The following is a 20,770-nucleotide window of genomic DNA, read 5'->3' as shown; positions in this document are numbered from 1 at the left end:
TGCCGTACCGCTCGAGGTCGGCGATGCCCTGTGCGGCGCCCTTCGCGACGATCTCGGCGGTGTGGGGGTTGGCCAGGAAGTAGCTCTCCTTGATGGTGTCCGCGGCGTGCTGCTGCCAGGAGTCCTCCGCGTCCATCGTGCCGAGCGCTGCGTTGATCCCGCCCGCCGCGAGCGACGTATGGGTGTCCATGCGCGGCCGCTTGCCGAGGGCCAGCACATCGACACCCTGTTCCGCGAGCTCGATCGCGGCCCGCAGGCCCGACCCGCCGGTGCCGATCACGAGCACGGTGGTCGAGATGCGTCGTTCGGTGATGTTCATCTGCTGCTCTCTGTGTTGCTGGATGGGGTGTTCTGGTTCGATCGAGGTCGGCCCGCTCGAAGATTCATGCGAGAACCGTCCAGGGGTCCTTGAGCAGGCCAGTGAGCGTCTGCAGGAACTGGGCGGCCAGAGCGCCGTCGATGATGCGGTGGTCCGCCGAGAGCGTGAGCCGCATCCGGTGACGCGCGGTCACCTCGTCGCCGACGATCGCGGCCTCGCGGCGCGTGGCTCCGACGGCCAGGATCGCGGCTTCGGGCGGGTTGATGATGGCGGTGAACTCCTCGACGCCGAACATGCCGAGGTTGCTGATCGTGAATGTCCCGCCGCTCATCTGCGCCGGGGTGAGCGCACGGTCGTCGGCGAGCGTGACGAGCCGCTTCGTCTCGATGCCGAGCTGGGTGACGGTCTTGAGGTCGACGTCCTCGATGACCGGGACGACGAGACCATGCGGCGACGCGACGGCCACGCCGATGTTGACGCGACGGTGGATGTAGCTGGTTGTCGCGTCGTCTCCCCGATAGCTCGCGTTCACGTCGGGATGCCGGCGTAGTGCAAGCCCGGTCGCTCGGACGACGAGGTCGTTCACGCTGACCTTCCCGCGGCCGGAGGCGGCGAGGCGTGCGTTGAGCTGGGCGCGTAGGGAGGTGAGCTCTTCGACGTCGGCGACGGCCGTCACGGTGAAGTGGGGGATGCTACGGGAGCTCTCGGCGAGGCGGCGCGCGATGACGCGCCGTACCTGGCTGAGCGGCACCTCCTGCGGGTCCCGGCGGTCCGTGTCGCCGGAGCCCTGCGCCGGCCGAGGGGCTGGGTCGGGGACGGCGACCGCGGGGGTCGTCGGGCCGGTCCTGCTCGGAGCGCCGGTGTCGAGCAGCCCGGTCAGGTCGACCTTGGTGATGCGGCCACCCGGCCCCGAGCCGGTGACCGTCCTCAGGTCGATGTCGTGCTCGCGCGCGATCGAGCGCACGAGCGGCGTGGCCAGGACGCGTTCACCGTCCGGCCGTGGTTCGACCGCGTGGTCGACGACCCTCGTCTTCGCCGGCGCGTCTTCGGTAGTGCTCGCCGTTGATGTGGGCACCGGAGCCGGTTCGGCAGGGCCGGGCGTTGGCACCTCGGCGCCGTCGAGCTCGGCGATCGGTGCGCCGATAGGGACCACGGCGCCTTCGGGGTGGAGAATCGCGGTCAGCCGGCCGGCGTCGTACGCCTCGACCTCCATCGTGGTCTTGTCGGTCTCGATCTCGACCAGGAGGTCGCCGACATCGACCTGGTCGCCCGGCTTCTTGAACCAGGTGGAGATGGCGCCTTCGGACATGGTGTCGGACAGGCGCGGCATGGTGATCTGGATCATCGGATCCCTCTCTTCGTCACGTCAGCGCCGGCGTCCGACAGCGGCGAGCGTCTCGTGCACGGCGGTGACGACGTCGTCGTGGGACGGCAGCGCAGCGGTCTCGAGCGACTTGGCGTAGGGCAGCGGCACCTCGGCCATCGCGACGCGCCGCACCGGAGCATCGAGATGGTCGAAGGCACCGTCGGAGATCGACGCGGCGATCTCTGCGCCGATCCCGTAGGTGAGCCAGTCGTCCTCGAGTACGACGGCGGCGCCGGTCTTGCGTACTGATGCGATCACCGTGTCGCGGTCGAGCGGGCGCAGGCTACGCAGGTCGACGACCTCGATGTCGAGGCCCTCGGAGTCCGCGAGCTCTTCGGCGACCTGTCGGGCGACATGAGCCATGCGGGAGTAGCCGATGAGGGTCAGGTCTTCGCCCTCGCGACTGATGTGCGCCTTGCCGATGGTGGCGGGAGCGCAGTCCGCCGGTACCTCGCCCTTGGTGTTGTACAGCGCGAGGTTCTCCAGGAACAGGACGGGATCGTCGTCACGGATCGCCGCCAGGAGCAAGGCCTTGGCATCGGCAGGGGTGGAGGGTGCCACGACCTTCAGCCCGGGGACGAAGGAGTAGTAGAGCTCGATGTTCTGGGAGTGCGAGGCGCCGAGCTGCTGTCCTCCGCCACCCGGGGTGCGGATGACCATGGGTACGGCCAGCTGCCCGCCGAACATGCCGTGGATCTTGGCCGCATGGTTGACGATCTGGTCCAACGCCAGCAGGGAGAAGTTGATGGTCATGATCTCCACGACGGGACGCAGTCCGAGCATCGCGGCGCCGATCGCGGCACCGGTGAACCCTTCCTCGGCAATGGGGGTGTCGCGTACGCGCCGGGGGCCGAACTCGTCGAGCAGGCCCGCCGTGATCTTGTAGGAACCCTCGAAGAGGCCGATCTCTTCGCCCATGAGGAACACGTTGTCGTCGCGTGCCAGCTCGGCCCGGAGTGTGTCGTGCAGAGCCTGGCGATAGGTGATGACGCTCATGCGGGCCTCCCCGGGAACGGTGCCGGTGCGAAGAGAGGACTGCCTGGTAGTCGGCGGGAGTCGTTGGGTACCGGGGTCGCGTAGGTGTGGTCGAACAAGGTGGAGACGTCAGGCTCAGGGCTCGCCTCGGCAAACTGGGCCACGGCGTCGATGCGGGCTGCGGTCTCCGTGTCGATCACGTCAAGCGCGGCCTGGTCGAGCACGCCACGTTCGAGCAGCCGTGCGGCGAACAGGACGACGGGGTCGGCGCCCTTGAGCCGTGTTGTCTCGTCGGTCGAGCGGTACTTGGCCGGGTCGACGACGGAGTGACCACGCAGCCGCTCGGTCATGACCTCGAGCAGGTACGGCGTGCCGCCCCGGGCAGCCTCGACGGCCTGGAGCGCAGCTGAGGCGGTCGCCTCGGGGTCAGCGCCGTCGACGCGCGCCGACGGCATGCGGTAGGCGGCGGCCCGCTTGTACAACTCGGGCTCGGCAGACGCGTGCGCCACGTCGGTGCCCATGCCCAGGCCGTTGTTGATGATCACGTAGACGATCGGCAGCTTCCACAGTGCCGCGAGGTTGAGCGACTCGTGGAAGGCGCCGATGGCCGTGGTCCCGTCGCCCATGGTGCACATGACCACCTCGGAGCGGTCCTGGTACTGCAGGGCGAGGGCCGTGCCGGTGGCGATCGGCAGCTGGCCGCCCACGATGCCGTAGCCGCCGAGCAGACGGTGCTCGACATCGAACATGTGCATCGAGCCGCCCCAGCCCTTGGAGACGCCGTCGGTGCGACCGTAGAGCTCGGCCATGACCCGTTCGGGCTCGATGCCCTTGGCGATCGCGTACCCGTGCTCGCGGTAGTTCGTGAACAGATAGTCGTGCGGGTCGAGCGCGTCCAGCAGGCCGACGATCGCGGCCTCCTCACCGAGGTTCAGGTGGCAGTAGCCACCGATGTACGCCTGCAGGTAGGCCCGTTGGGCACGCTCCTCGAACCGGCGTACGAGGAGCATCTGCCGGTAGTAGTTCTCGAGCTTGGCTCGTTGGGCCTCACTGGTGCGCGAGGTCCGTCGACGTGTGCTGGTCGCTGCGGTCGACTTGGCTGGTGCCGGCATGGGCATTCCTTTCGGTACTGCCTGGTGTGGATCGTTGCCGTCAGGCGAGGTGCAGGGGTCCGGGCGGAGCGCGCCTCACATATAAGGACGACGTGGTTCACCGAGGTGTCAGGACCCAGGAGCAGATCTGGGAGTCGCGCCCGTCACACAGGCTGCTGTGACGAGGTCCTCGAATCGGCTCGCCGAATGTCCGAACGAAATTCCCGGCCCAGGACCCCAGGACGCCGGTAGCCGCCCGCCCTTGACACGGCATCGGTCGACCAGCATGCTGCTTTTGCGTGCTTAGCGGCAAAAGTCGCGTGGTCGCGCTATCCACCGACAGAGTCGTCAATCGGAGCAGCCATGCAGATCTCACGACACTTGTTTCGCGCGCGGCGCCTCGGTGCGGCGTTGACGGGCGGCGCGCTCCTCGCGGGCACGCTCGCCGCGGCGCCGGCCGTCGCCGCCCCTTCCATCGGCGCATCCACCACACCGACCACGGCAGCCCAAGCATGTGGAGCGGACGACGGGCTGCCCGACTCCAAGATCTCCATCCAGCTCTACACGCACGTCAATGAGATCGGTTCGGGGACACCGTCCCCCGAGACGATCGACCGCGTGCTCGGCGAGGTGGCCAACGCCGGCTTCACCAACATCGAGCCGTTCAGCCAGCCCTACTCGATGCCGGTCGACGAGTACCGGGCGATCCTCGACAGGCACGGCCTCGAGGTGTCCTCGAGCCACGGCAGCACGGACTGGGACACGTGGCCCGAGACGGTTGACTACGCCGTCGCACTGGGTCAGGACTACATCGGCACCGGCGGGATGGCCGGCAGCTACGGCACCTACGAGGAAGCGCTCGCAACCGCGGCGTACGTCAACCAGCTCGGCCGGTACGCGCACGAGCACGGCGCGAACAAGATCGTGCTGCACAACCACCAGAGCGAGTTCACCACGCGGTACCCCCACCCGGAGACGGGTGAGATGGTCAGCGCCTGGCAGGTCATCGAGGAGAACACCGACCCGCGCTACGTCACGTTCCAGCTCGACGTCGGCTGGGCCGCGGACGCCGGCATCGACGTCGCGGCGTGGATCGAGGAGTACGGGGACCGGATCGAGCTCCTCCACATCAAGGACGCCGTCAACGTCAACGCTGAGGGCGATCCGAGGCAGGTCGGCCTCGGCAATGGTGACCTCGACCTTCCGTCGATCATCGCCGCGGCCGAGCCGTACGTGGAGTACTACACCTACGAGTGGGACTACGCGCCGTCGTTCGAGTCCTCTGCGGAGTCCTACCAGTACCTGCGCTGCTACTTGTCCGGGGGCGGGGGCGGCGACGAATGCGCCGCCGAGGACGGGGAGTCGCTAACGCTGGGCCGACCGGTGACGACGTCCAGCATCGACGACCCAGCCCGCACCGGCGACATGGCGGTGGACGGCAACGCCGGCACCCGGTGGGGCAGCCAGTGGAGCGAACCGGAGTGGATCGCGGTGGACCTCGGTGCGAGCTACGACCTCAGCCGCGTCGTGATCGACTGGGAGACCGCGTTCGCGTCGGGGTACGAGATCCAGACCTCGCCGGACGGCGAGACCTGGACCACGGTGCATACCGTCACCGACGGTGACGGCCTCTTCGACGACATCGACGTCTCGGGTACGGGCCAGCACGTGCGCCTTTACGCGACCGAGCGCGCGACGCAGTGGGGCTTCTCTCTCTATGAGCTCGAGATCTACGGCACGCCGAGTGACGGGCCGCCGACGCCGGAGCCCGTGGCTCGCGGTGCCGGGTACTGGTCGTCGGAGTACCGGCAGGTCAGGAACCCGGACTACACGACCGCTGAGCTGCTGTGCTTCCTGTCGAGCACGCGCGCGCAGAGCGACGTGTTCGACGAGGTGGTCGATCTGACCACGCTGGACGACGCCGTGCAGGTGCTGTGGGCGCCCAACCATGACGACTGGGTCGACGTCTTCGACCGGCAGCTGCTCGGTGTGTGGCTCGACGTCGCGGCCGGCTCGGCCTCCCTGGAGGACCCGGTCGTCGGGGGTGGCACGGTCGGCGACCTGCTGCATGCCATCGAGACCGTGCGCCTCGACGCGGGCGCCACGCGGGCCGACCTCAAGGAGTACAAGAACGCGCTGGAGGCGGTGAACGCCCAGCACTGACCGGGAAGGTCCGCAGCCGGGGCCGGGGTGCGCTCGTCCAGGCGCACCCCGGCCCCCAGCCGCGTAGTCAGGACACTAGGGGGTGTTCCAGAGCGAGAGCTTCTCCGGGTTCAGCACCATTCGCACGTCCCTCACCACCCCGTCGAAGACGTCGAGAGTGACGACGCCGAGGACGTGGCCCTCGTCCCGGACCGCAAAGCCGAGCCCGTCGTGTGTCTCCTGCTCCAGCACCTCGCGGCCGGGGTACTTGTGCACGACGCCCGCTATGAACCGGGCCACCCGTTCGGCGCCGACGATGGGGTTGCGGGCCGCGGTGACGATCCCGCCGCCGTCGGACCGCAGGACGACGTCGGGGTCGAGGGCCGCGATCAGCGCCTTGACGTCCCCGTTCCGCGCGGCCGAGGCGAAGGCCCGCACGGCGTCGTCGTGCTCGCGCCGCGTCGCACGCCGGTCCCGGGACCGCTCGACGCGGTGCCGGGCAGAGGAGGCCAGCTGCCGGCAGGCACCTGGGGTGCGGCCCACAGTTGCCGCGATCTCGTCGAACGGGACCGCGAACACGTCGTGCAGCACGAAGGCGACCCGTTCGGCGGGCGTCATCGTCTCGAGCACGACCAGCAGCGCGGAGCTCACCGAGTCGTCGAGCGTGACCTGGTCGGCCGGGTCCGGGTCGGGGCGTGCGAACACCCGGGACGGCACGGGCTCGGGCAACCAGGGCCCCACGTACTCCTCGCGTCGGGCGCGCGCCGAGCCGAGCATGTCCAGGCAGATGCGGCTCGTGACGCGCTGCAGCCAGAAGTGCGGCGCCTGGACGGCCGCACGTTCCACCCTGCCCAGGCGCCACCAGCGCACGTAGGTCTCCTGGACGGCGTCCTCGGCCTCGGCGACCGTGCCGAGCATCCGGAACGCGAGCGTCATCAGATACCGCCGTTCGGCGAGTGCCTGGGCGATGGCCGGTTCGTCATCGGTCATCGCAGCTTCCTTCCCGGAGACGAGGGGACAGCGAGACACGAGGTCAGGGTGACGCCTGACATCCCAGGGGGCCGCGTCGTCTTTCTAGGCATGGACATTCCCTTCCGAGAGATGAGGGTGGCCGTCGCCGGTGGCAGCGGCACCGTCGGACGTCACGTCGTGGATCAGCTGCGTGCGGCAGGACACGAACCGGTCGTGCTGACCCGCGCTTCCGGTGTCGACCTGCTCGACGGCACCCACCTGGCCGACGCGCTCCAGGGCGTCGAGGCCGTCGTCGACGTCTCGTCGACGAGCACCGCGTCGCCCAAGAGGTCGACGAGGTTCTTCGAGACCGTCACCCGCAACCTGCTCGCAGCCGAGCGCGAGGCCGGCGTGGGCCACCACGTCGCGCTCTCCGTGATCGGTGCGGAGAAGGTCGGCGCCTCCTACTACGAGGGCAAGGCCGCTCAGGAGAGGATGATCATGGCAGAACCGGGTGGTTGGTCGCTGCTGCGCGTCGCTCAGTTCCACGAGCTCACCGAGTTCCTCGTTGACAACTACCGCATCGGACCGATCCGGGTCGTTCCGCCGATGCGGGCGCAGCCGATCGCCGCGGCCGAGGTCGCGGCCGAGCTGGTGAGCATCACGCTGGGTGCTCCTCGGGGGCTGGTGCGAGACCTCGCGGGCCCGCGCGAAGAACGGGTGAGCGACATGGTCCGCCGCTACCTGCGCGCGACCGGCCGGCCCCGCCCGGTGCTGGAGGTGTTCCTCCCCGGAGCCTGGGGGCGCGGCATGCGCAACGGCACGTTCCTGCCCGCTCCGGGTGCGCGGAAGAGTCGGCAGTCCTTCGAGGTATGGCTCGACCACGTCGCATGATGAGGCCTGGCGGTTCAGAAGGATTGCCGCATCCCCAGCTTGTCGGGGTTGCGGACCAGGTAGATGCCATTGATTCCGTCGGCGCCGACGCTGACGGTGGCCAGGCACAGCACCTCGCTACCCCGCGTGATGACGAGGCCGGAGCCGCCGTTGGCATCGACGATCTCGAACGCCGCGTCCTGACCGAACTGGCGCAGGGCGCCGAGCAGGAAACGAGCCACGTGATCACGGCCGGTCACCGGATGCCGGGCCGCGGTCACCTTGCCTCCACCGTCGGAGACGCTGACGACGTCCTTCGCGAGGAGCTGTTCGAGCGCGTCGAGGTTGCCCGAGCGAGCCGCCGACAGGAACGCGTCCAGCAGGCGGGATATCTCCTGCGGCCGGGCGGGCGCCCGCCGTTCGCCCGCCAGGTGGTCGCGGGCGCGCCGGGCGAGCTGCCGGGCGTTGGCCTCGGTGGTGTCGAGGACCTCGGCGATCTGCCGGAAGGGGTAGTCGAACGCCTCACGTAGCACGTACACGGCTCGTTCGTTCGGCGAGAGGCGCTCCATGAGGGTCAGCATGGCGACGCTGAGCGCCTCGGTACGCTCGGCCCCCAGCGACGGGTCGTCGCCCGACGGAACAGGCTCTGGAAGCCACGGGCCGATGTAGGTCTCCCGGCGTGCCCTGGCAGACGTCGCGGCGTTGATCGACAGCCGGGTGGTGGTGGTGACCAGGAACGCCTCCGTGTTGAGGACCACTGACCGGTCGATCCCCTGCCAGCGCAGCCACGCGTCCTGGACGACGTCCTCGGCGTCAGCCACTGTGCCGAGCATGCGGTACGCGATGCCGAACAGGCGCCGCCGGTGGCCCTCGAATACGTCGGCCGCCTGGCTCAGTTGTGACACCGTCGCCCTTTCCGTCGTGTCAGCTTCCCGGCGGTGCCGGTAACTGACGAGTCTGCGGTCGGTGGACATGTTCTGCATAGCGGTGCGCGCTCAGATGCCCACGGCGAAGAGCGGTTCGCCTACGTAGCCGCCAGGTCGGCAACCCCCGGGCAGGGCGTAGACGCCTGACCCGATAGGCGTTGTCCACTGGTTGAGCAGGTCGGCTGCGGACAGGCGTTCCTGGATGGGCACGAACTGGCGGTCGACGTCGGCCTGGTAGGAGGCGAACAGCTGGCCGGGGGACGAGCTGTCGGGGCCTTCCGCGTAGTTGTACGCACGTCGAAAGATGCGGTGCTCGGGTGCGTTCACGCGGGCGCGTCGCACGTGCGCCAAGTCGTGGATGACGGGAAACCCGGTAGGGCCGACCGCGTCGAGATCTGGGTCATCGATCTCGGTGGCGCCGGTCAGCGGCGCGCCGGTGGCAAGGGACCGCCCGACCGACTGCTCGCGGGAATGACGGTCGATCTTGTCCCACCCGGCGATGTCCATCCGGATGCGCCGTAGCACCAGGCTCGTACCGTCGGCCAGCCAGTCGGGGCCGTCATGGGTCCAGACGGCGGCGTCGAAGTCTGCGGTTCCCGGTACGGGGTTGCTGGTCCCGTCGACCTGACCGAAGTGGTTCCTGGTTCCGATCGTCCCTGTGGTGGGCGGCCTGCGGAAGCCGTTCTGCGTCCATCGCGGCCGAGCGAAGGCGCGAGAATCCTTGAGCAGAACGCGGACGGCGTGCGCCAGCGTCAGGGAATCGTCGGATCCGACCTGCAGCAGGAGGTCACCGTCTGACCACCCGGGTTCGAGCTGGTCTATCGCGAATCGTGGCAAGGGACGCAGCCACTCGGGGACTGCGGAGTCGCCCGCAGCGCGTCGGACCAGCTCCGGTCCGAAACCGAAGGTCACCGTCAGGGCCGCCGCGGGAGCGGCCAGCTCGGGTTCGAGGTCGGCCAGGGCCGGTTCCCCCCGCATCAGCCGGTCCGCGTCGTCCGACAGCAGCTGCAACAGCCGGCGCAGGGCGGCGCGATCGGTGGTCTCGTCCAGGTCGAGCGCGACATAGGTGATGGCGGCCTGGGGCGGTGTGGAGATCCCGGGCTGGTGCCGGCCGTGGAAGGCGACCCGCGGGTCGCCCTCCGGCGTCGCCGCGGTGGGTGGTGTCGTCAGTGGGGCCTCGGCAGCTGTGGCATCGGGCGCGTGCGGTTCGGTGAGCAGGCTGAGGCTCACGCCGCCCATCGCGCCGATGCCGGCAGCGGCGCCGCCCATCAGAAAGCCGCGCCGTGAGACGGCGCTGTCCGCCGCCTGTCTCATTCGTGGGTCCCGGGCACGTACTCCTCGTCCCCGCCGGTGAAGTCCTTGGCCGGGGCGGTGACGTCCACTGCCGATCCGTCCTCGAAGGTGAGCGTCAGGTCGACCGTGTCGCCCGGACCGACCGGCTCCCGGACATCCATGAACATGATGTGGTCGCCACCTGGCTCGAGCACCAGCGTGTCGCCCGGAGCGATGATGAAGCCACCTTCCTGGGGCGACATCACCATCTGCCCGTCCTCGTCGGGGCCGGTCACGTGCAGTTCCATGTCGCTGGAGATGATCGACGCAGCGGAAGTGAGTACGACGTCGGAGGATCCGGTGTTCGTCAGGGTGCCGAAGCCGGCACTCATTCCGCTGTCGACGGCCTTGACCCACAGGTCTTTGGCCTGGACGGTGTCGGCCTGCATCGGCTGGGCCTGGCCTTCGGTCGGGGAGGCGGCCTCGGACGGGCTGCCGCAAGCGCTCAGGACGACAAGAAGCGCGGTCAGCCCGAGAGCAGCGACCAGGGCTCTGATAGTCATGGGTTGTCCTCGTTGTTCGTAGGTGGGGCGTTTGAGGGTGCCGGGCCGGTGGGCGGCTTGCGGTGATACGTCGCCCAGAGGGCGTAGGCGGTCAGGCCGAGCAACGCGCCCACCAGCGCGTGGGTCACGGCTCGGAACCACTCCGATCGGGTCCCGGTCAACGGGACGTTCAGGGGGTTCGGCTCGGGCTGGACGCCACCGACGGTGAACCGGTAGCTCCCCTCGAGCGGGGCGCCGTCGGCGGACACCACGCTCCAGCGCACCTGGTATCGCCCGTCGGGCATCTCCGGGTCGACGGCTTGGGCGACCCCCGTCGTGGTGATTTCCAGGACGCCGTCGGTCCAGTCGTGGTCGTCCTCGTCCTCGACCACGACGGTCGTGGTGACGGCGTCCGTATGGATCTCGGACGTGAATGCGATCACCACCGAGGACGGCGGTCGGTCGAGGGCCTGGTTGTACGACGGTCGCGCCGAGGCGACGGACGAGTGCGCCGAGGCCGGTACCGCCCCCAGCAGTGGAACTGACAGGGCGATGAGCGTGAGCAGGCCGAGCCCGACAGGTATCCGCTCGCTCATCGATCCATCTCCCGTGGGTGGCTGTTGTTGTGAGCCGCAGCGGCGGCACGTTTCCCAACTCAGACCACGCAGCGGCCTCGGTTCGTGACACCCGCTCTGTCACGAATCGCGGCCGCTGCGTGGTCTTCGATGCAAGCCCGCGCCCCGGAGACGCCGAAGACGGCGCCATCTCGGTGATGCGCGTGTGAGACAGGCCAACTGAGGAGCCTTGAACTGTGACGTTGATCATCCGCATTGCACTGGCTGTGCTGTTCCTGGACGAGCTGATCGTCGGAGGGTGGAACCTCATCTCGCCGGAGACCTTCTACACCCATTTCCCGACGGCGGACCTGACGCCACCGTTCAGTGAGCACTACGCGAGCGACTTCGGCGGCGCCACCCTTGGCATCGCCCTGCTGCTCGGGATCGCCATGGTCCGGCCGAAGGCCCACTTCGTGGTCCCCGCCGCGCTCGCCTACTCGATCTTCGCCGTGCCGCACTTCTTCTTTCACCTGAACAACCTCAAGAACTTCACCCTCGGCGAGGCGATCGCGCTGAACATCGCCAACGGAGTTGTCGCGCTCCTGGGGATAGGCGTCATCCTGCTCACCGCTGCCAGGGACCGACGCGCGGCAGGCGCCACGGTCGACGTGGGTTCGCCGGCAAAATCATGACCGCCCCCGGCGGAGGAGCTGGCGGCCACGAGTCCGCGGCAGGACGTCAGCGCGACGGACGAACGCACTGTGGGCCGTCCCTGGAACGAGGCGGCGACATGGCGATCCTTGAGTACGTGATACGTGCCGCGATGCAGTCAATCGAGCCCCGGGAGACCGCCGCACTGATCCTGCACGGCGCCTTCCCTCACGACACACGCTTCGTGGCAAGGTTCGTGGGTTGCTCAGAAGGCGACCTGCCGGGGTTGCTCGCCTCCGCTCGCGCGAGGCTGCGTCGCGACCGTGCCACGACAGTGACAGAGCCGATCAGAGCACTCAGGCGTCTGCGGTCGGCATGGCTTGAGGGGGACCGAGGAGCCGTTGCCGAACTTCTGTCGTCCGACGTCGAGATCTTCACGGACGGCGGCCCGGACTCACGGCGCCTGCGTATACCTGTCCATGGATCGTGGGAGGTCGCAGCCCTCCTGAACGACATCGTGGGCGACGACCCACCGGCGCTGGAGCTGACGTTCGTCGATCGAGTGCCCTGGCTCATCGGACGGTACGACCAGCTCACTGTCGGCTTCCTCGCCGCGGAGGTGCTGAAGGAATCGGTCAGGCAGGTCTGGCTGGTCGCTGGCCCGGACACGCTGGGTCGATAGTGACGCGCCTGTCGCCAGATCGTGGTCAGTGGGCCTGGTCTCGGCTCCCGTGACGATCCGCAGCGGTGGGCAGGAGCTGGGCCGCGAGCGAACGGGCCGTCGCCGCGAGTGTTTCGACGTCCATCCCCGTGCGACCCATGAAGGTCAGGCCTTGATGTGCGGCCAGGAGTGCCCGGGCTGTTTCGACCGGATCGGCGGAGGTGCTCAGGTCACCCTGGGCCTGCGCGGCGCGCACGGCGCCGGCGAGCACGGTCGTCATCCCCTCGTACGCCTGTCGCGCTTCGGCGGCGACGACGGGGTCGGCGGCAGCCAGCTCCGTGGTGCTGTTGGCGAGCAGGCAGCCGCGACGGGCGGCCACGCCCTCGGGGTCGCCCACCGGCATCATCAGGAAGGAGCGCAGCGCCTCGATCGCGCGCGGCGCCGAGTCGATCAGCTCGTGCAGCGTGTGGTCGATTGACTCGACGTACTGGCGCAGCACCCGCAGGAACAGCTCGTGCTTGTCCCCGAAGGCGGCGTAGAGGCTGCCCTTGCCCAGGCCGCTGACCCGCATGAGGTCCTGCAGCGAGGTCGCCGTGTAGCCCGATGCGCAGAACTGGTCGCGCACGGCCCGCAGTACCGCGTCCTCGTCGAACTGCCGTGGCCTTGCCATGCCCCCAGGATAGGGGTTCTTGACCGCTCGGTCCACCATGCTTATGGTGGACCGCCCGGTCAAGAACGAGTCGGAAGGTGTCCGTGGCCGGCCGGACACGACCAGCCCTCGCGTTTCACGCACCACGGAAGAGGATGAACTCATGGGACAGCTGACTGGCAAGGTCGCTCTGGTGACCGGCGCGAGCACGGGCATCGGCCGCGCCACCGCCGAGCGCTTCATCGCCGAGGGCGCGCACGTCTACCTCACCGGACGCCGCAAGCTGGAGCTCGAAGCCGCCGCCGAGTCGTTGGGTGACCGGGCAGTTGCGATCCAGAACGACATCTCCGACCTGGACGACCTCGACCGGCTGTTCGGGCGGATTGCTGACGACGGAAACCGGCTCGACATTCTCTTCGCGAACGCCGGCGGTGGCGAGGCGGAACAGCCCCTGGACTCGCTCACCCCCGAGGCCTTCGACCACACCTTCGGGATCAACGTGCGAGGCACCGTCTTCACGGTCCAGAAAGCGCTACCGCTGCTGAACGAGGGCGGGAGCATCGTGCTCACCGGCTCCAGCTCAGCGAGCCGCGGTATCGCCGGCTTCGGTGTCTACTCCGCCACCAAGGCAGCGATCCGGCAGCTGAGCCGGGTCTGGGCCGCTGAGCTCGCGCCCCGCGGCCTGCGCGTCAACACCCTGGTACCCGGCCCCACCGACACCCCAGGGCTCCGCGGCCTTGCGGGGCCAGGACAGGTAGGCGCACTGCTCGACGACATGGCCCGCAGCACACCCCTGGGCCGCACCGCGGACCCTGCTGAGATCGCCAACGCAGTCCTCTTCCTGGCCTCCGACCAGTCCAGCTTCATCACCGGCAGCGAGCTGTTCGCGGACGGCGGCGAGGTACAGGTCTTCCAGTGACCAGGACTGCCCTCCGGCCCTCTTGAGTGCGGGGGCGCGGACCACTGGCCGGCAGCCGGGTGGAGCCGTCCTGGCTCCACCCGGCTGCCGCGGTGATCGGCCACGCAGTCGACAACGTCGGCCTTCCGCTGCGGAAGCCGTGCCCATGGGGCAAGGTCGAACAGTCGGTGGCCTGTTGACTGTGTCCCAAGGGCATGGTTTTCACTGGTTCTCAACGGAACGGTGGTGAGAACGATGGCCTGGAGTACACGTCAGCTCGCGGACCTCGCAGGTACGACGATCAAGGCTGTACGGCACTACCACGCGCTGGGGTTGCTCGACGAGCCGCGACGCATGTCGAACGGCTACAAGCAGTACGAGACGGCGCACCTCATCCGGCTGCTGCAGATCAAGAGGCTGAGCGATCTCGGGCTTCCGCTCTCCCAGATCGCCACCATGGGTCGCGCCGACGAGGTGCCGGACGACGCGATTCGGCTGATCGATGCGGAGCTCGCGGCGACCATCGAGCGGCTGCAGCGCGTTCGGGCAGAGCTCGCAGTGCTCCTGCGTCACCGCGCTCCGATAGACGTTCCCCGCGGATTCGAGTCGGTCACGCCGAATCTTTCGGACAACGACCGCGCCATGATCCTCGTCTACGGTCAGGTCCTCGACGAGAGCGCGATGGGCGAGCTCCGTGAGCTGGTGAGCCGGCGCGACCCCATTGACGACGAGTTCGACGCACTTCCGGCAGATGCGGACGATGCGGCGATACAAGACCTGGCCGAACGGATGGCAGGTCCGCTCGCTGCGGCACAGGCCGCGTTTCAAGTGGTGGCTGACCCCACCCGTTTCTCGACGCACAGCGCCGAGCGCACGGCCAGCACGGTCTCGCAGGCGATCGGCGATCTGTATCACCCCATCCAGATCGAGGTGCTGCGACGAGCGCACGCGATCGCGACGACCGGCTCGGCAACCGACCCGGATCCCCGGCGGGGAGCTGAACCTTCCCGTGGCGCTACCGACGGAGCATCACAATGACCGACCCAGCCGCAGGCCCTCGACCGGACGACACAGGCGCCATCCTTGGTGCGGACATGACGCTGCCGGAGGCCGTCATGCTTCTCCTGTTCGACCCCCGCAGCGGCGCCATCGCCGGCGAGGGTCAGCCGCTGATGTACACGCTCGGCGGCGCGATGCTCGTCGAGCTCGTCGCGAGAGGGCACATCGAGCTCGACGACAGAAAGCGCCGCGTTCGCGCCGTCGGCCACGCTCCTGAGGACTCGCTCCTGCGCGCAGCATGGGAGCGGGTCCCGGAATCCGCGACGGGGATCAGAGGGCTCGTGGCCGACATCGGCGCCCGGTCGAGAGAGAGCACGTTGAACCGGCTCGTCGCTCGAGGGGATATCCGCCGGGAGCCGCGCCGTTTCCTTGGCTTCATCCCGACGCACGCGCTCAAGGGCGGAGACACCGATACGCGGGACCGGCTGCTCGTCCCGGTCCGGGCGGCTCTGGTGGACGGCACTGAACCTGATGCCGGGACCGCCGTGCTGATCGCGCTGCTCTCGGCGAGCAAGAACCTGGCCGCGATGGATGCCGATATCCCGTGGTCCGGCGACGTCTACACGCGCGGCAAGAAGTTCGAGCGCGGCGACTGGGGCGCGAAGGCCGCCTCCGACGTCATCCTGAGCGCTCTCGTCGCGCAGGTCGTCGGGACCGCGTTCGCGACGACTGTCGCGACGTTCACGCAGCCTGACTGATCACCTTTCACCGGCGGGAGCCGGAAGTCTCCACGGGCGGCTCCGCCCGGATCCTCATCACCAACCACGCGTACTTGGTGTACCCGGATCACGGGCGCGCCCAGCACTGGAAGAGAGAACACAGTGAACCCGGTCGAACCATTGGTCCAGGGATTCCGAGATCTTGTCGCGGACGTTCCCGAGGTGGTCCAACCCCTGATCGTCGCGTTGGCCGGCGCCGTGCCCTTCGTCGAGGGTGAGCTCGCGACGATGGTCGGGGTGCTCGGCGGCCTCAATCCGATTGTGGCCGGGATCGCCGCTGCCGGGGGCAACTTCCTCTGCGTCTTCCTGATCGTCACCCTCAGCAGCCGGGTGCGTACAGCGACCCTCGCCCGTCGGGAGCGACGAGAGACGGTGGGTGTCTCGGTGACCCCGACGGTGTCGAGCGGGGCCGCGGCGGAGGAGGCGCCCGCCAAGGAAAAGCCGGAATCGAAGGGCAAGGAACGTTTCCGGCGCTACCTCAATCGGTACGGAGTGCCCGGGGCGAGCCTTCTGGGCCCTCTCGCGATGCCTACCCAGTTCACCGCCGCGCTGCTGGTCGCCGGCGGTGTGTCCAAACCCTGGGTACTGCTGTGGCAGGGCATCGCGATCACCCTGTGGACCGCGATCTCGACAGTGAGCGCCTGGCTCGCCCTGCTCGTGGTCTACAACGTCGGCTGAGGCGGGCACGGTCGGGGGCACGCTCAAGCAGTGGGTCGCGGCCATGACACATGTCATGGCCGCGGCGTGTGTTCGCCCCGGATGGTGGTGACAGGCAGGCACTTCTGAGCGGCGTTCCCACGCGGTGGACTGGGTTCAGCACGGGGGACACCCCGGTACCCACACCGACAGGAGCACACCATGAGCCTCATCGACAACCTCCAGGACCTTGTCGGGCAGGTACCCGAGGTCGTCCAGCCGCTGATCGTCGCCGTCGCGGGAGCCATCCCGTTCGTCGAGGGCGAGGGCGGGGTGGCGATCGGGATCATCGGTGGGATCAACCCGTTCGTGGCCGCGGTCGCCGCGATGGCCGGCAACTTCCTGGTCGTCGCCGCGCTCGTGCTGCTCAGCTCGGGTGCGCGCAACGCCGTCGTGACCCGGCACCGGACGAAGGTGGCCGCGCGGGCCGGAGTGCCGGCGGGTGGCGAGACCGTCCTGATGGCCGCGCCCGTCGAGGACGCGGACTCCCGCAGCGCCGCACGCCGCGCGAAGTTCCAGCGTGCCTACGAGCGCTACGGCGTCCCGGGTGTGAGCCTGCTCGGCCCGCTGCTGCTGCCCACCCACTTCACCGCCACCATGCTCGCTGCCTCCGGCGTCGGCAAGGTCCGCATCCTGATCTGGCAGGCCGCGGCGATCATCGCCTGGACCACGCTCACCGCCCTCATCATCAGCGGCGTCATCAACGCCGCCGCCTGAGAACCCGGCCTGTCCCGCCCACACCAGACTGACCACCCCGCGGCATGCTCGCGGACTCCACCGGGACGATCCTGTCGGACGGACGGAGAGGGGGATCAGGAGGCCGTGGATGGCGTTCGGTGGGGCGGCTTGGATGACTTCATGACTGTTTCGAAGAATGCCTTGCCGGTGCCCGATCGGGCCGTCGACCTCGCGGCGGCCCGGACCCGCCACGGCGATCGCGTCGACCTCATGCTGCGGGCGCTCCAGGCGGGGGATCCTCTGGCCGACGCCGTCATCGCCGAGTTCGACCAGCTCGGCCGGCCCGCCCGCGCCGCCCTCGGACGCGGCCTCGCCGAGGGCCGGGCGAGCGTGCCGGACGCCCCGCCGGCCGTCGCCGCGCTTCTCGCCCACACCGAGGCCGTGCACGGCTGGGTCTCGGCGGAGCTGCTGGACGAGGGGGACCGGACCTCGCTCGCCGTGCCGCCGCACTGGCGCAGCCTCGCCTTCGTGGGTGGTTCGCTGGCCCACACCTACCGGTCGCCGGCGATCGCGAGGCTGCTCGTGGGTACCGGGCGGCTGACCACGGCGGCACCGCGTCGCCTGGCCGAGACCGGGCTGTGGAACGCCTCGGTCGTCCTGCCCCGTGGCCTACGGCACGGCGCTCCCGGCTACGTGCAGACCGTGCAGGTCCGGTTGCTGCACGCACGGGTGCGGGCCACGGCCACGGCGCACGGCTGGGACGCCGGCCAGTGGGGCGTACCGATCAACCAGGCCGACGTGGCACGTACCTGGCTGGACTTCACGGTGGTGCCGTTCACGTTCCTGGAGGGCATCGGCTACCGGCTCACGGACGAGGAGCAGTCCCGCCTCTACCGCTACTGGTGGTACGTGGGCCACCTGCTCGGCCTGGACGAGGAGTTCTTCCTCGGCATCGAGGACCACCAGCAGGCCGGCGAGCTGCTCGACCTGCTCGACTCGACGTCCGCCGCGCCGGACGAGAACAGCCGGGCGCTCGTCGCCGCCCTGTTCGACGCGGCGACGGCCAACCTCGCCGCCCTGCCGCAGTCGCCGCTGGACGCGTCGGGCTGGCGCGACCTGCTGAACGCCCTGGCCGGCCGGTACCACGGAGACGCTGCGGCGGGGCTGGGCATCGCGGAGTCGCCCGTCACCTCCGTGCTACCGCTGCTCGCGGCGGGAGAGGCGAGGGCCCGTCGCTACCAGCTGCAGGTTCCGGGAGCCGTGCAGGAGGCCGTGGAGGATGGCGCCCGGGCGTTCCGCGGCATCATGGCGGTTCTCGGCGATGCCAGTGCCGCCTACCAGGATCATGTCGCCGCTCCATGAGCCATCCGGACACCGCAGAGGGGCCATCCGATCATGTTGATCGGGTGGCCCCTCGGGCGTAGCCAGGTGCGCTGGTGCCCTGAGAATTGGGCGTCTATAGGTGCTCGATCAGCTTGTCCGGCGTGATGGGGACGTCGCGCAACCGGACGCCGGTGGCGTTGAAGACGGCGTTGCCGATCGCGGCCGCCGAGCCGACCGTGCCGATCTCCCCGAGGCCGCGGGCGCCGAGGCTCCTGGTCCCCACGTCCTCGCTGCCGTCGCCGAGGGGCCCGGTGAGGCGGGGGTCGGGCTCGTCGAGCATGACCACGTCGATGTCGGGGACGTCGGCGTTCACGGGCACGAGGTAGTCGGCCAGGGTGCTGTTGGCCAGCCGCCCGGTGCGGAGCTCGAGGTGGTTCTCCTCCAGAAGGGCGTGGCCGATGCCGAAGATGACGCCGCCGACGAGCTGGCTGCGAGCGGCCTTGGCATTGATGACGCGGCCGACGTCGGCGACGGTGGTGAACCGGGTGACGCGGGTCTCGCCGGTGAACCGGTTGACCCGTACCTCGCAGAAGTGAGCACCGAAGCTGTGGTGGATGACCCCGGGGATGGGGTCGCCTCCCGGAGAGGACTCCATGTCGACGCCGCGCGATCCGATGGCGGTGAGCAGGCGGCCGAAGGTCATCGAGCGGCCGCCCCCGTGCAGGATGCCGCGCTCGTAGCGCAGGTCCTCGGCGGCCGCTCCCTGCCAGGGCGACCCGTCCCTGGTGACGGCAAGCCGCTTGAGCTCCGCGATGACGTTCCGGGCGGCGTCCACGACCAGCGGCACCGTGGCATGCGTGCCGCTGGAGCCGACCGCGGGTGCGCCCGGGGGAAGGTAGGTGTCACCGATCTCGGGCGTCACCCGCGCCAGCGGGATGCCCAGGGCATCGGCGCCGGAGATCGCCACCATGGTCGTCGCGCCGGTGCCGAGGTCCGAGGTGCCCGTGGACACCACCGCGGTGTCGTCGTTGCGCAGCTGGACCCGGACGGCGAACCCGGTCCGGCGTGCCGCAGGGTAGATGGCGGTCGCCATGCCGGTGCCGTACAGCCACTGCCCGTCGACACGTGAGCGGGGCCTGCTGCTGCGGGCGGACCAGCCGAAGCGTTCCGCCCCGACGCGGTAGCACTCCTCCAGGTGCTTGCTCGACCAGGGCAGCCCCGAGACGGGGTGGGTGGTGGCGTGGTTGCGCAGCCGCAGCTCCACGGGGTCGACGCCGGTGGCGATGGCCAGCTCGTCCATCGCCGTCTCCAGGGCGAAGGACCCGGGTGCCTCGTTGGGGCCGCGCATCGCCCGGCTCCCGGGGATGTCGAGGACGGCCAGCTGAGCGTCGACGTGCAGGTTCGGTGTGCGGTAGAGCGCGTCCGACGTGGAGTGGGCCGGAGTCATGGTGAACGACATGGTGCTCGGACGCTCGGCGATGCTCCGGTGGCTGACCGCGTTGAGCACTCCCCGCCGGGAGGCGCCCAGCCTGACGGTCTGCGTGAGGTGCGAACGGTGGCCGGTCAGGGTGAACATCTGTTCCCGGGTGAGGACCAGCCGGACCGGCCGGCCGAGCTCACGGGCCGCGGCAGCGGCCAGGGGCGTATCGCTCCACAGGACGACGCGGGCGCCGAACCCGCCACCCACGTACTTCGTGATCAGTCGGACGTTCTGGGGCAGCAGACCGAGCCGCTGTGCCATCCCGAGCGCATACGCCGCGGGGATCTGCGCGCCGGCGTAGATGGTGACGCGGTCCGGTTCCTCCCAGACGGCGAGGACCGCGTGAGGCTCCATCCCGACGTGGTGCTGCACGTTCTGGTGGAACTCGGCCTCCACCACGACGTCGCTGGCGGCGAGCGCGGCGTCGATCGACTCGACGCCAGGAGCCAGGATGTCGAGGCTGCTCGGCGACCCGCTGATGGTGGGGCCGGCGGGCACGTGCGGCTCGTCCGCGATCGAGGTGCGCGGCGGCTGGGCGGCGTAGGTCGCGGTGACCAGCGCCGCGGCGTCGCGTGCCTGCTCGGGGGTCTCGGCGACAACCATCGCTATGGCCTGGCCGTAAAAACGGACCGCCGCGGTCTGCAGCGGGATGTAGGGCTCGGTGAAGCCGGCGGCCTGGCCGGTGACTCCGTACAGCGCCAGGCGCTCGATGGGCTCCGGCGCGGCGTACACGCGCAGCACCCCGGGGGAGGCCAGTGCGGCGGCGGTGTCGATCCGGGTGATGGTGCCTCGCGCGATGGTGCTGGTGACGAGGTGGGCGTGGGCGAGGTCGGCGGCGCGCTCGGGGGCGCGGTAGTCACCGGAGTACTCGGCCGCGCCGGTGACCTTCAGTCTGCCGTCGACGCGGTCGATCTCGCGTCCTACGGGGGAACGGGGCATCGT

The 20,770-nt window shown here is 69.5% G+C and carries 21 protein-coding genes; 10 read left to right on the top strand and 11 right to left on the bottom strand.

Annotation, left to right across the window (positions count from 1 at the left end; translation table 11 throughout):
- The 4 genes from LUU90_RS22670 to pdhA all read right to left on the bottom strand — a co-directional run.
- The coding region (locus LUU90_RS22670) for an FAD-dependent oxidoreductase (RefSeq protein ID WP_275006223.1) at positions 1-319 on the bottom strand (319 nt) is incomplete at its 3' end.
- 64 nt (positions 320-383) lie between these two features.
- Positions 384-1,664: a dihydrolipoamide acetyltransferase family protein gene (locus tag LUU90_RS22665; protein ID WP_275006222.1), complete on the bottom strand. Its 1,281-nt coding sequence runs from the start codon at positions 1,662-1,664 to the stop codon at positions 384-386.
- Between the two features lie 21 nt (positions 1,665-1,685).
- Complete coding sequence (locus LUU90_RS22660; protein ID WP_275006221.1) at positions 1,686-2,681, bottom strand: alpha-ketoacid dehydrogenase subunit beta; 996 nt, start codon at positions 2,679-2,681, stop codon at positions 1,686-1,688.
- The gene (gene pdhA / locus LUU90_RS22655) at positions 2,678-3,772 is read right to left on the bottom strand and encodes a pyruvate dehydrogenase (acetyl-transferring) E1 component subunit alpha (RefSeq protein WP_275006220.1); all 1,095 of its coding nucleotides are present in this window, start codon (positions 3,770-3,772) and stop codon (positions 2,678-2,680) included. Before pdhA ends, LUU90_RS22660 begins: the two co-directional genes overlap by 4 nt.
- A gap of 342 nt (positions 3,773-4,114) precedes the next feature.
- Here pdhA and LUU90_RS22650 point away from each other — a divergent pair, with 342 nt between their 5' ends.
- Positions 4,115-5,914 carry a discoidin domain-containing protein gene (locus tag LUU90_RS22650; protein ID WP_275006219.1) on the top strand — a complete coding sequence of 600 codons (1,800 nt, stop codon included), beginning with the start codon at positions 4,115-4,117 and terminating at the stop codon, positions 5,912-5,914.
- A 75-nt stretch (positions 5,915-5,989) separates the two neighbouring features.
- On the opposite strand, the gene sigJ is transcribed toward LUU90_RS22650, so the two are convergent.
- A complete protein-coding gene (gene sigJ / locus LUU90_RS22645) occupies positions 5,990-6,883 on the bottom strand; it encodes an RNA polymerase sigma factor SigJ (protein WP_275006218.1) in 894 nt (297 codons plus the stop codon).
- Between the two features lie 90 nt (positions 6,884-6,973).
- On the opposite strand from sigJ, the gene LUU90_RS22640 reads away from it, so the two are divergent.
- On the top strand, positions 6,974-7,738 hold the full coding sequence (locus LUU90_RS22640) for an SDR family oxidoreductase (RefSeq protein WP_275006217.1): 765 nt from the start codon (positions 6,974-6,976) through the stop codon (positions 7,736-7,738).
- 14 nt (positions 7,739-7,752) lie between these two features.
- Here the strand turns inward: LUU90_RS22640 and LUU90_RS22635 are convergent, their stop codons facing one another.
- The 4 genes from LUU90_RS22635 to LUU90_RS22620 form a co-directional block, all read right to left on the bottom strand.
- Entirely contained in the window at positions 7,753-8,622 is an 870-nt protein-coding gene (locus LUU90_RS22635; RefSeq protein WP_275006216.1) for an RNA polymerase sigma-70 factor, read from the bottom strand.
- Between the two features lie 90 nt (positions 8,623-8,712).
- Complete coding sequence (locus LUU90_RS22630; protein ID WP_275006215.1) at positions 8,713-9,957, bottom strand: Dyp-type peroxidase; 1,245 nt, start codon at positions 9,955-9,957, stop codon at positions 8,713-8,715.
- Complete coding sequence (locus LUU90_RS22625) at positions 9,954-10,478, bottom strand: copper chaperone PCu(A)C (protein ID WP_275006214.1); 525 nt, start codon at positions 10,476-10,478, stop codon at positions 9,954-9,956. Before LUU90_RS22625 ends, LUU90_RS22630 begins: the two co-directional genes overlap by 4 nt.
- On the bottom strand, positions 10,475-11,053 hold the full coding sequence (locus LUU90_RS22620) for a copper resistance CopC family protein (protein ID WP_275006213.1): 579 nt from the start codon (positions 11,051-11,053) through the stop codon (positions 10,475-10,477). The genes LUU90_RS22625 and LUU90_RS22620 overlap by 4 nt, the downstream gene beginning before the upstream one ends.
- Before the next feature lie 215 nt (positions 11,054-11,268).
- Here LUU90_RS22620 and LUU90_RS22615 point away from each other — a divergent pair, with 215 nt between their 5' ends.
- Positions 11,269-11,706 carry a hypothetical protein gene (locus LUU90_RS22615; protein ID WP_275006212.1) on the top strand — a complete coding sequence of 146 codons (438 nt, stop codon included), beginning with the start codon at positions 11,269-11,271 and terminating at the stop codon, positions 11,704-11,706.
- 98 nt (positions 11,707-11,804) lie between these two features.
- Entirely contained in the window at positions 11,805-12,347 is a 543-nt protein-coding gene (locus LUU90_RS22610; protein ID WP_275006211.1) for a hypothetical protein, read from the top strand.
- Between the two features lie 25 nt (positions 12,348-12,372).
- On the opposite strand, the gene LUU90_RS22605 is transcribed toward LUU90_RS22610, so the two are convergent.
- On the bottom strand, positions 12,373-12,996 hold the full coding sequence (locus LUU90_RS22605; protein ID WP_275006210.1) for a TetR/AcrR family transcriptional regulator: 624 nt from the start codon (positions 12,994-12,996) through the stop codon (positions 12,373-12,375).
- 142 nt (positions 12,997-13,138) lie between these two features.
- On the opposite strand from LUU90_RS22605, the gene LUU90_RS22600 reads away from it, so the two are divergent.
- From LUU90_RS22600 to LUU90_RS22575, 6 genes are all read left to right on the top strand, one after another.
- Positions 13,139-13,894, top strand: coding sequence for an SDR family NAD(P)-dependent oxidoreductase (locus tag LUU90_RS22600; RefSeq protein WP_275006209.1), 756 nt, complete (start codon positions 13,139-13,141; stop codon positions 13,892-13,894).
- A 234-nt stretch (positions 13,895-14,128) separates the two neighbouring features.
- Positions 14,129-14,911 carry a MerR family transcriptional regulator gene (locus LUU90_RS22595; RefSeq protein WP_275006208.1) on the top strand — a complete coding sequence of 261 codons (783 nt, stop codon included), beginning with the start codon at positions 14,129-14,131 and terminating at the stop codon, positions 14,909-14,911.
- Entirely contained in the window at positions 14,908-15,630 is a 723-nt protein-coding gene (locus tag LUU90_RS22590) for a GOLPH3/VPS74 family protein (RefSeq protein WP_275006207.1), read from the top strand. The genes LUU90_RS22595 and LUU90_RS22590 overlap by 4 nt, the downstream gene beginning before the upstream one ends.
- Positions 15,631-15,813: 183 nt before the next feature.
- The gene (locus LUU90_RS22585; RefSeq protein ID WP_275006206.1) at positions 15,814-16,329 is read left to right on the top strand and encodes a small multidrug efflux protein; all 516 of its coding nucleotides are present in this window, start codon (positions 15,814-15,816) and stop codon (positions 16,327-16,329) included.
- A 180-nt stretch (positions 16,330-16,509) separates the two neighbouring features.
- The gene (locus LUU90_RS22580; protein ID WP_275006205.1) at positions 16,510-17,064 is read left to right on the top strand and encodes a small multidrug efflux protein; all 555 of its coding nucleotides are present in this window, start codon (positions 16,510-16,512) and stop codon (positions 17,062-17,064) included.
- Between the two features lie 141 nt (positions 17,065-17,205).
- Complete coding sequence (locus LUU90_RS22575; protein WP_275006204.1) at positions 17,206-18,387, top strand: oxygenase MpaB family protein; 1,182 nt, start codon at positions 17,206-17,208, stop codon at positions 18,385-18,387.
- 94 nt (positions 18,388-18,481) lie between these two features.
- Here the strand turns inward: LUU90_RS22575 and LUU90_RS22570 are convergent, their stop codons facing one another.
- Positions 18,482-20,767 (bottom strand): xanthine dehydrogenase family protein molybdopterin-binding subunit, encoded by a 2,286-nt coding sequence (locus LUU90_RS22570; protein WP_275006203.1) that lies wholly within the window; start codon positions 20,765-20,767, stop codon positions 18,482-18,484.
- Positions 20,768-20,770: the final 3 nt, after the last annotated feature.

Source organism: Promicromonospora iranensis (assembly GCF_028994775.1).
GTDB lineage: Bacteria > Actinomycetota > Actinomycetes > Actinomycetales > Cellulomonadaceae > Promicromonospora > Promicromonospora iranensis_A.
Note: the sequence above shows the minus strand (reverse complement) of the source record. Positions and strands in the feature narration are given on the sequence as shown.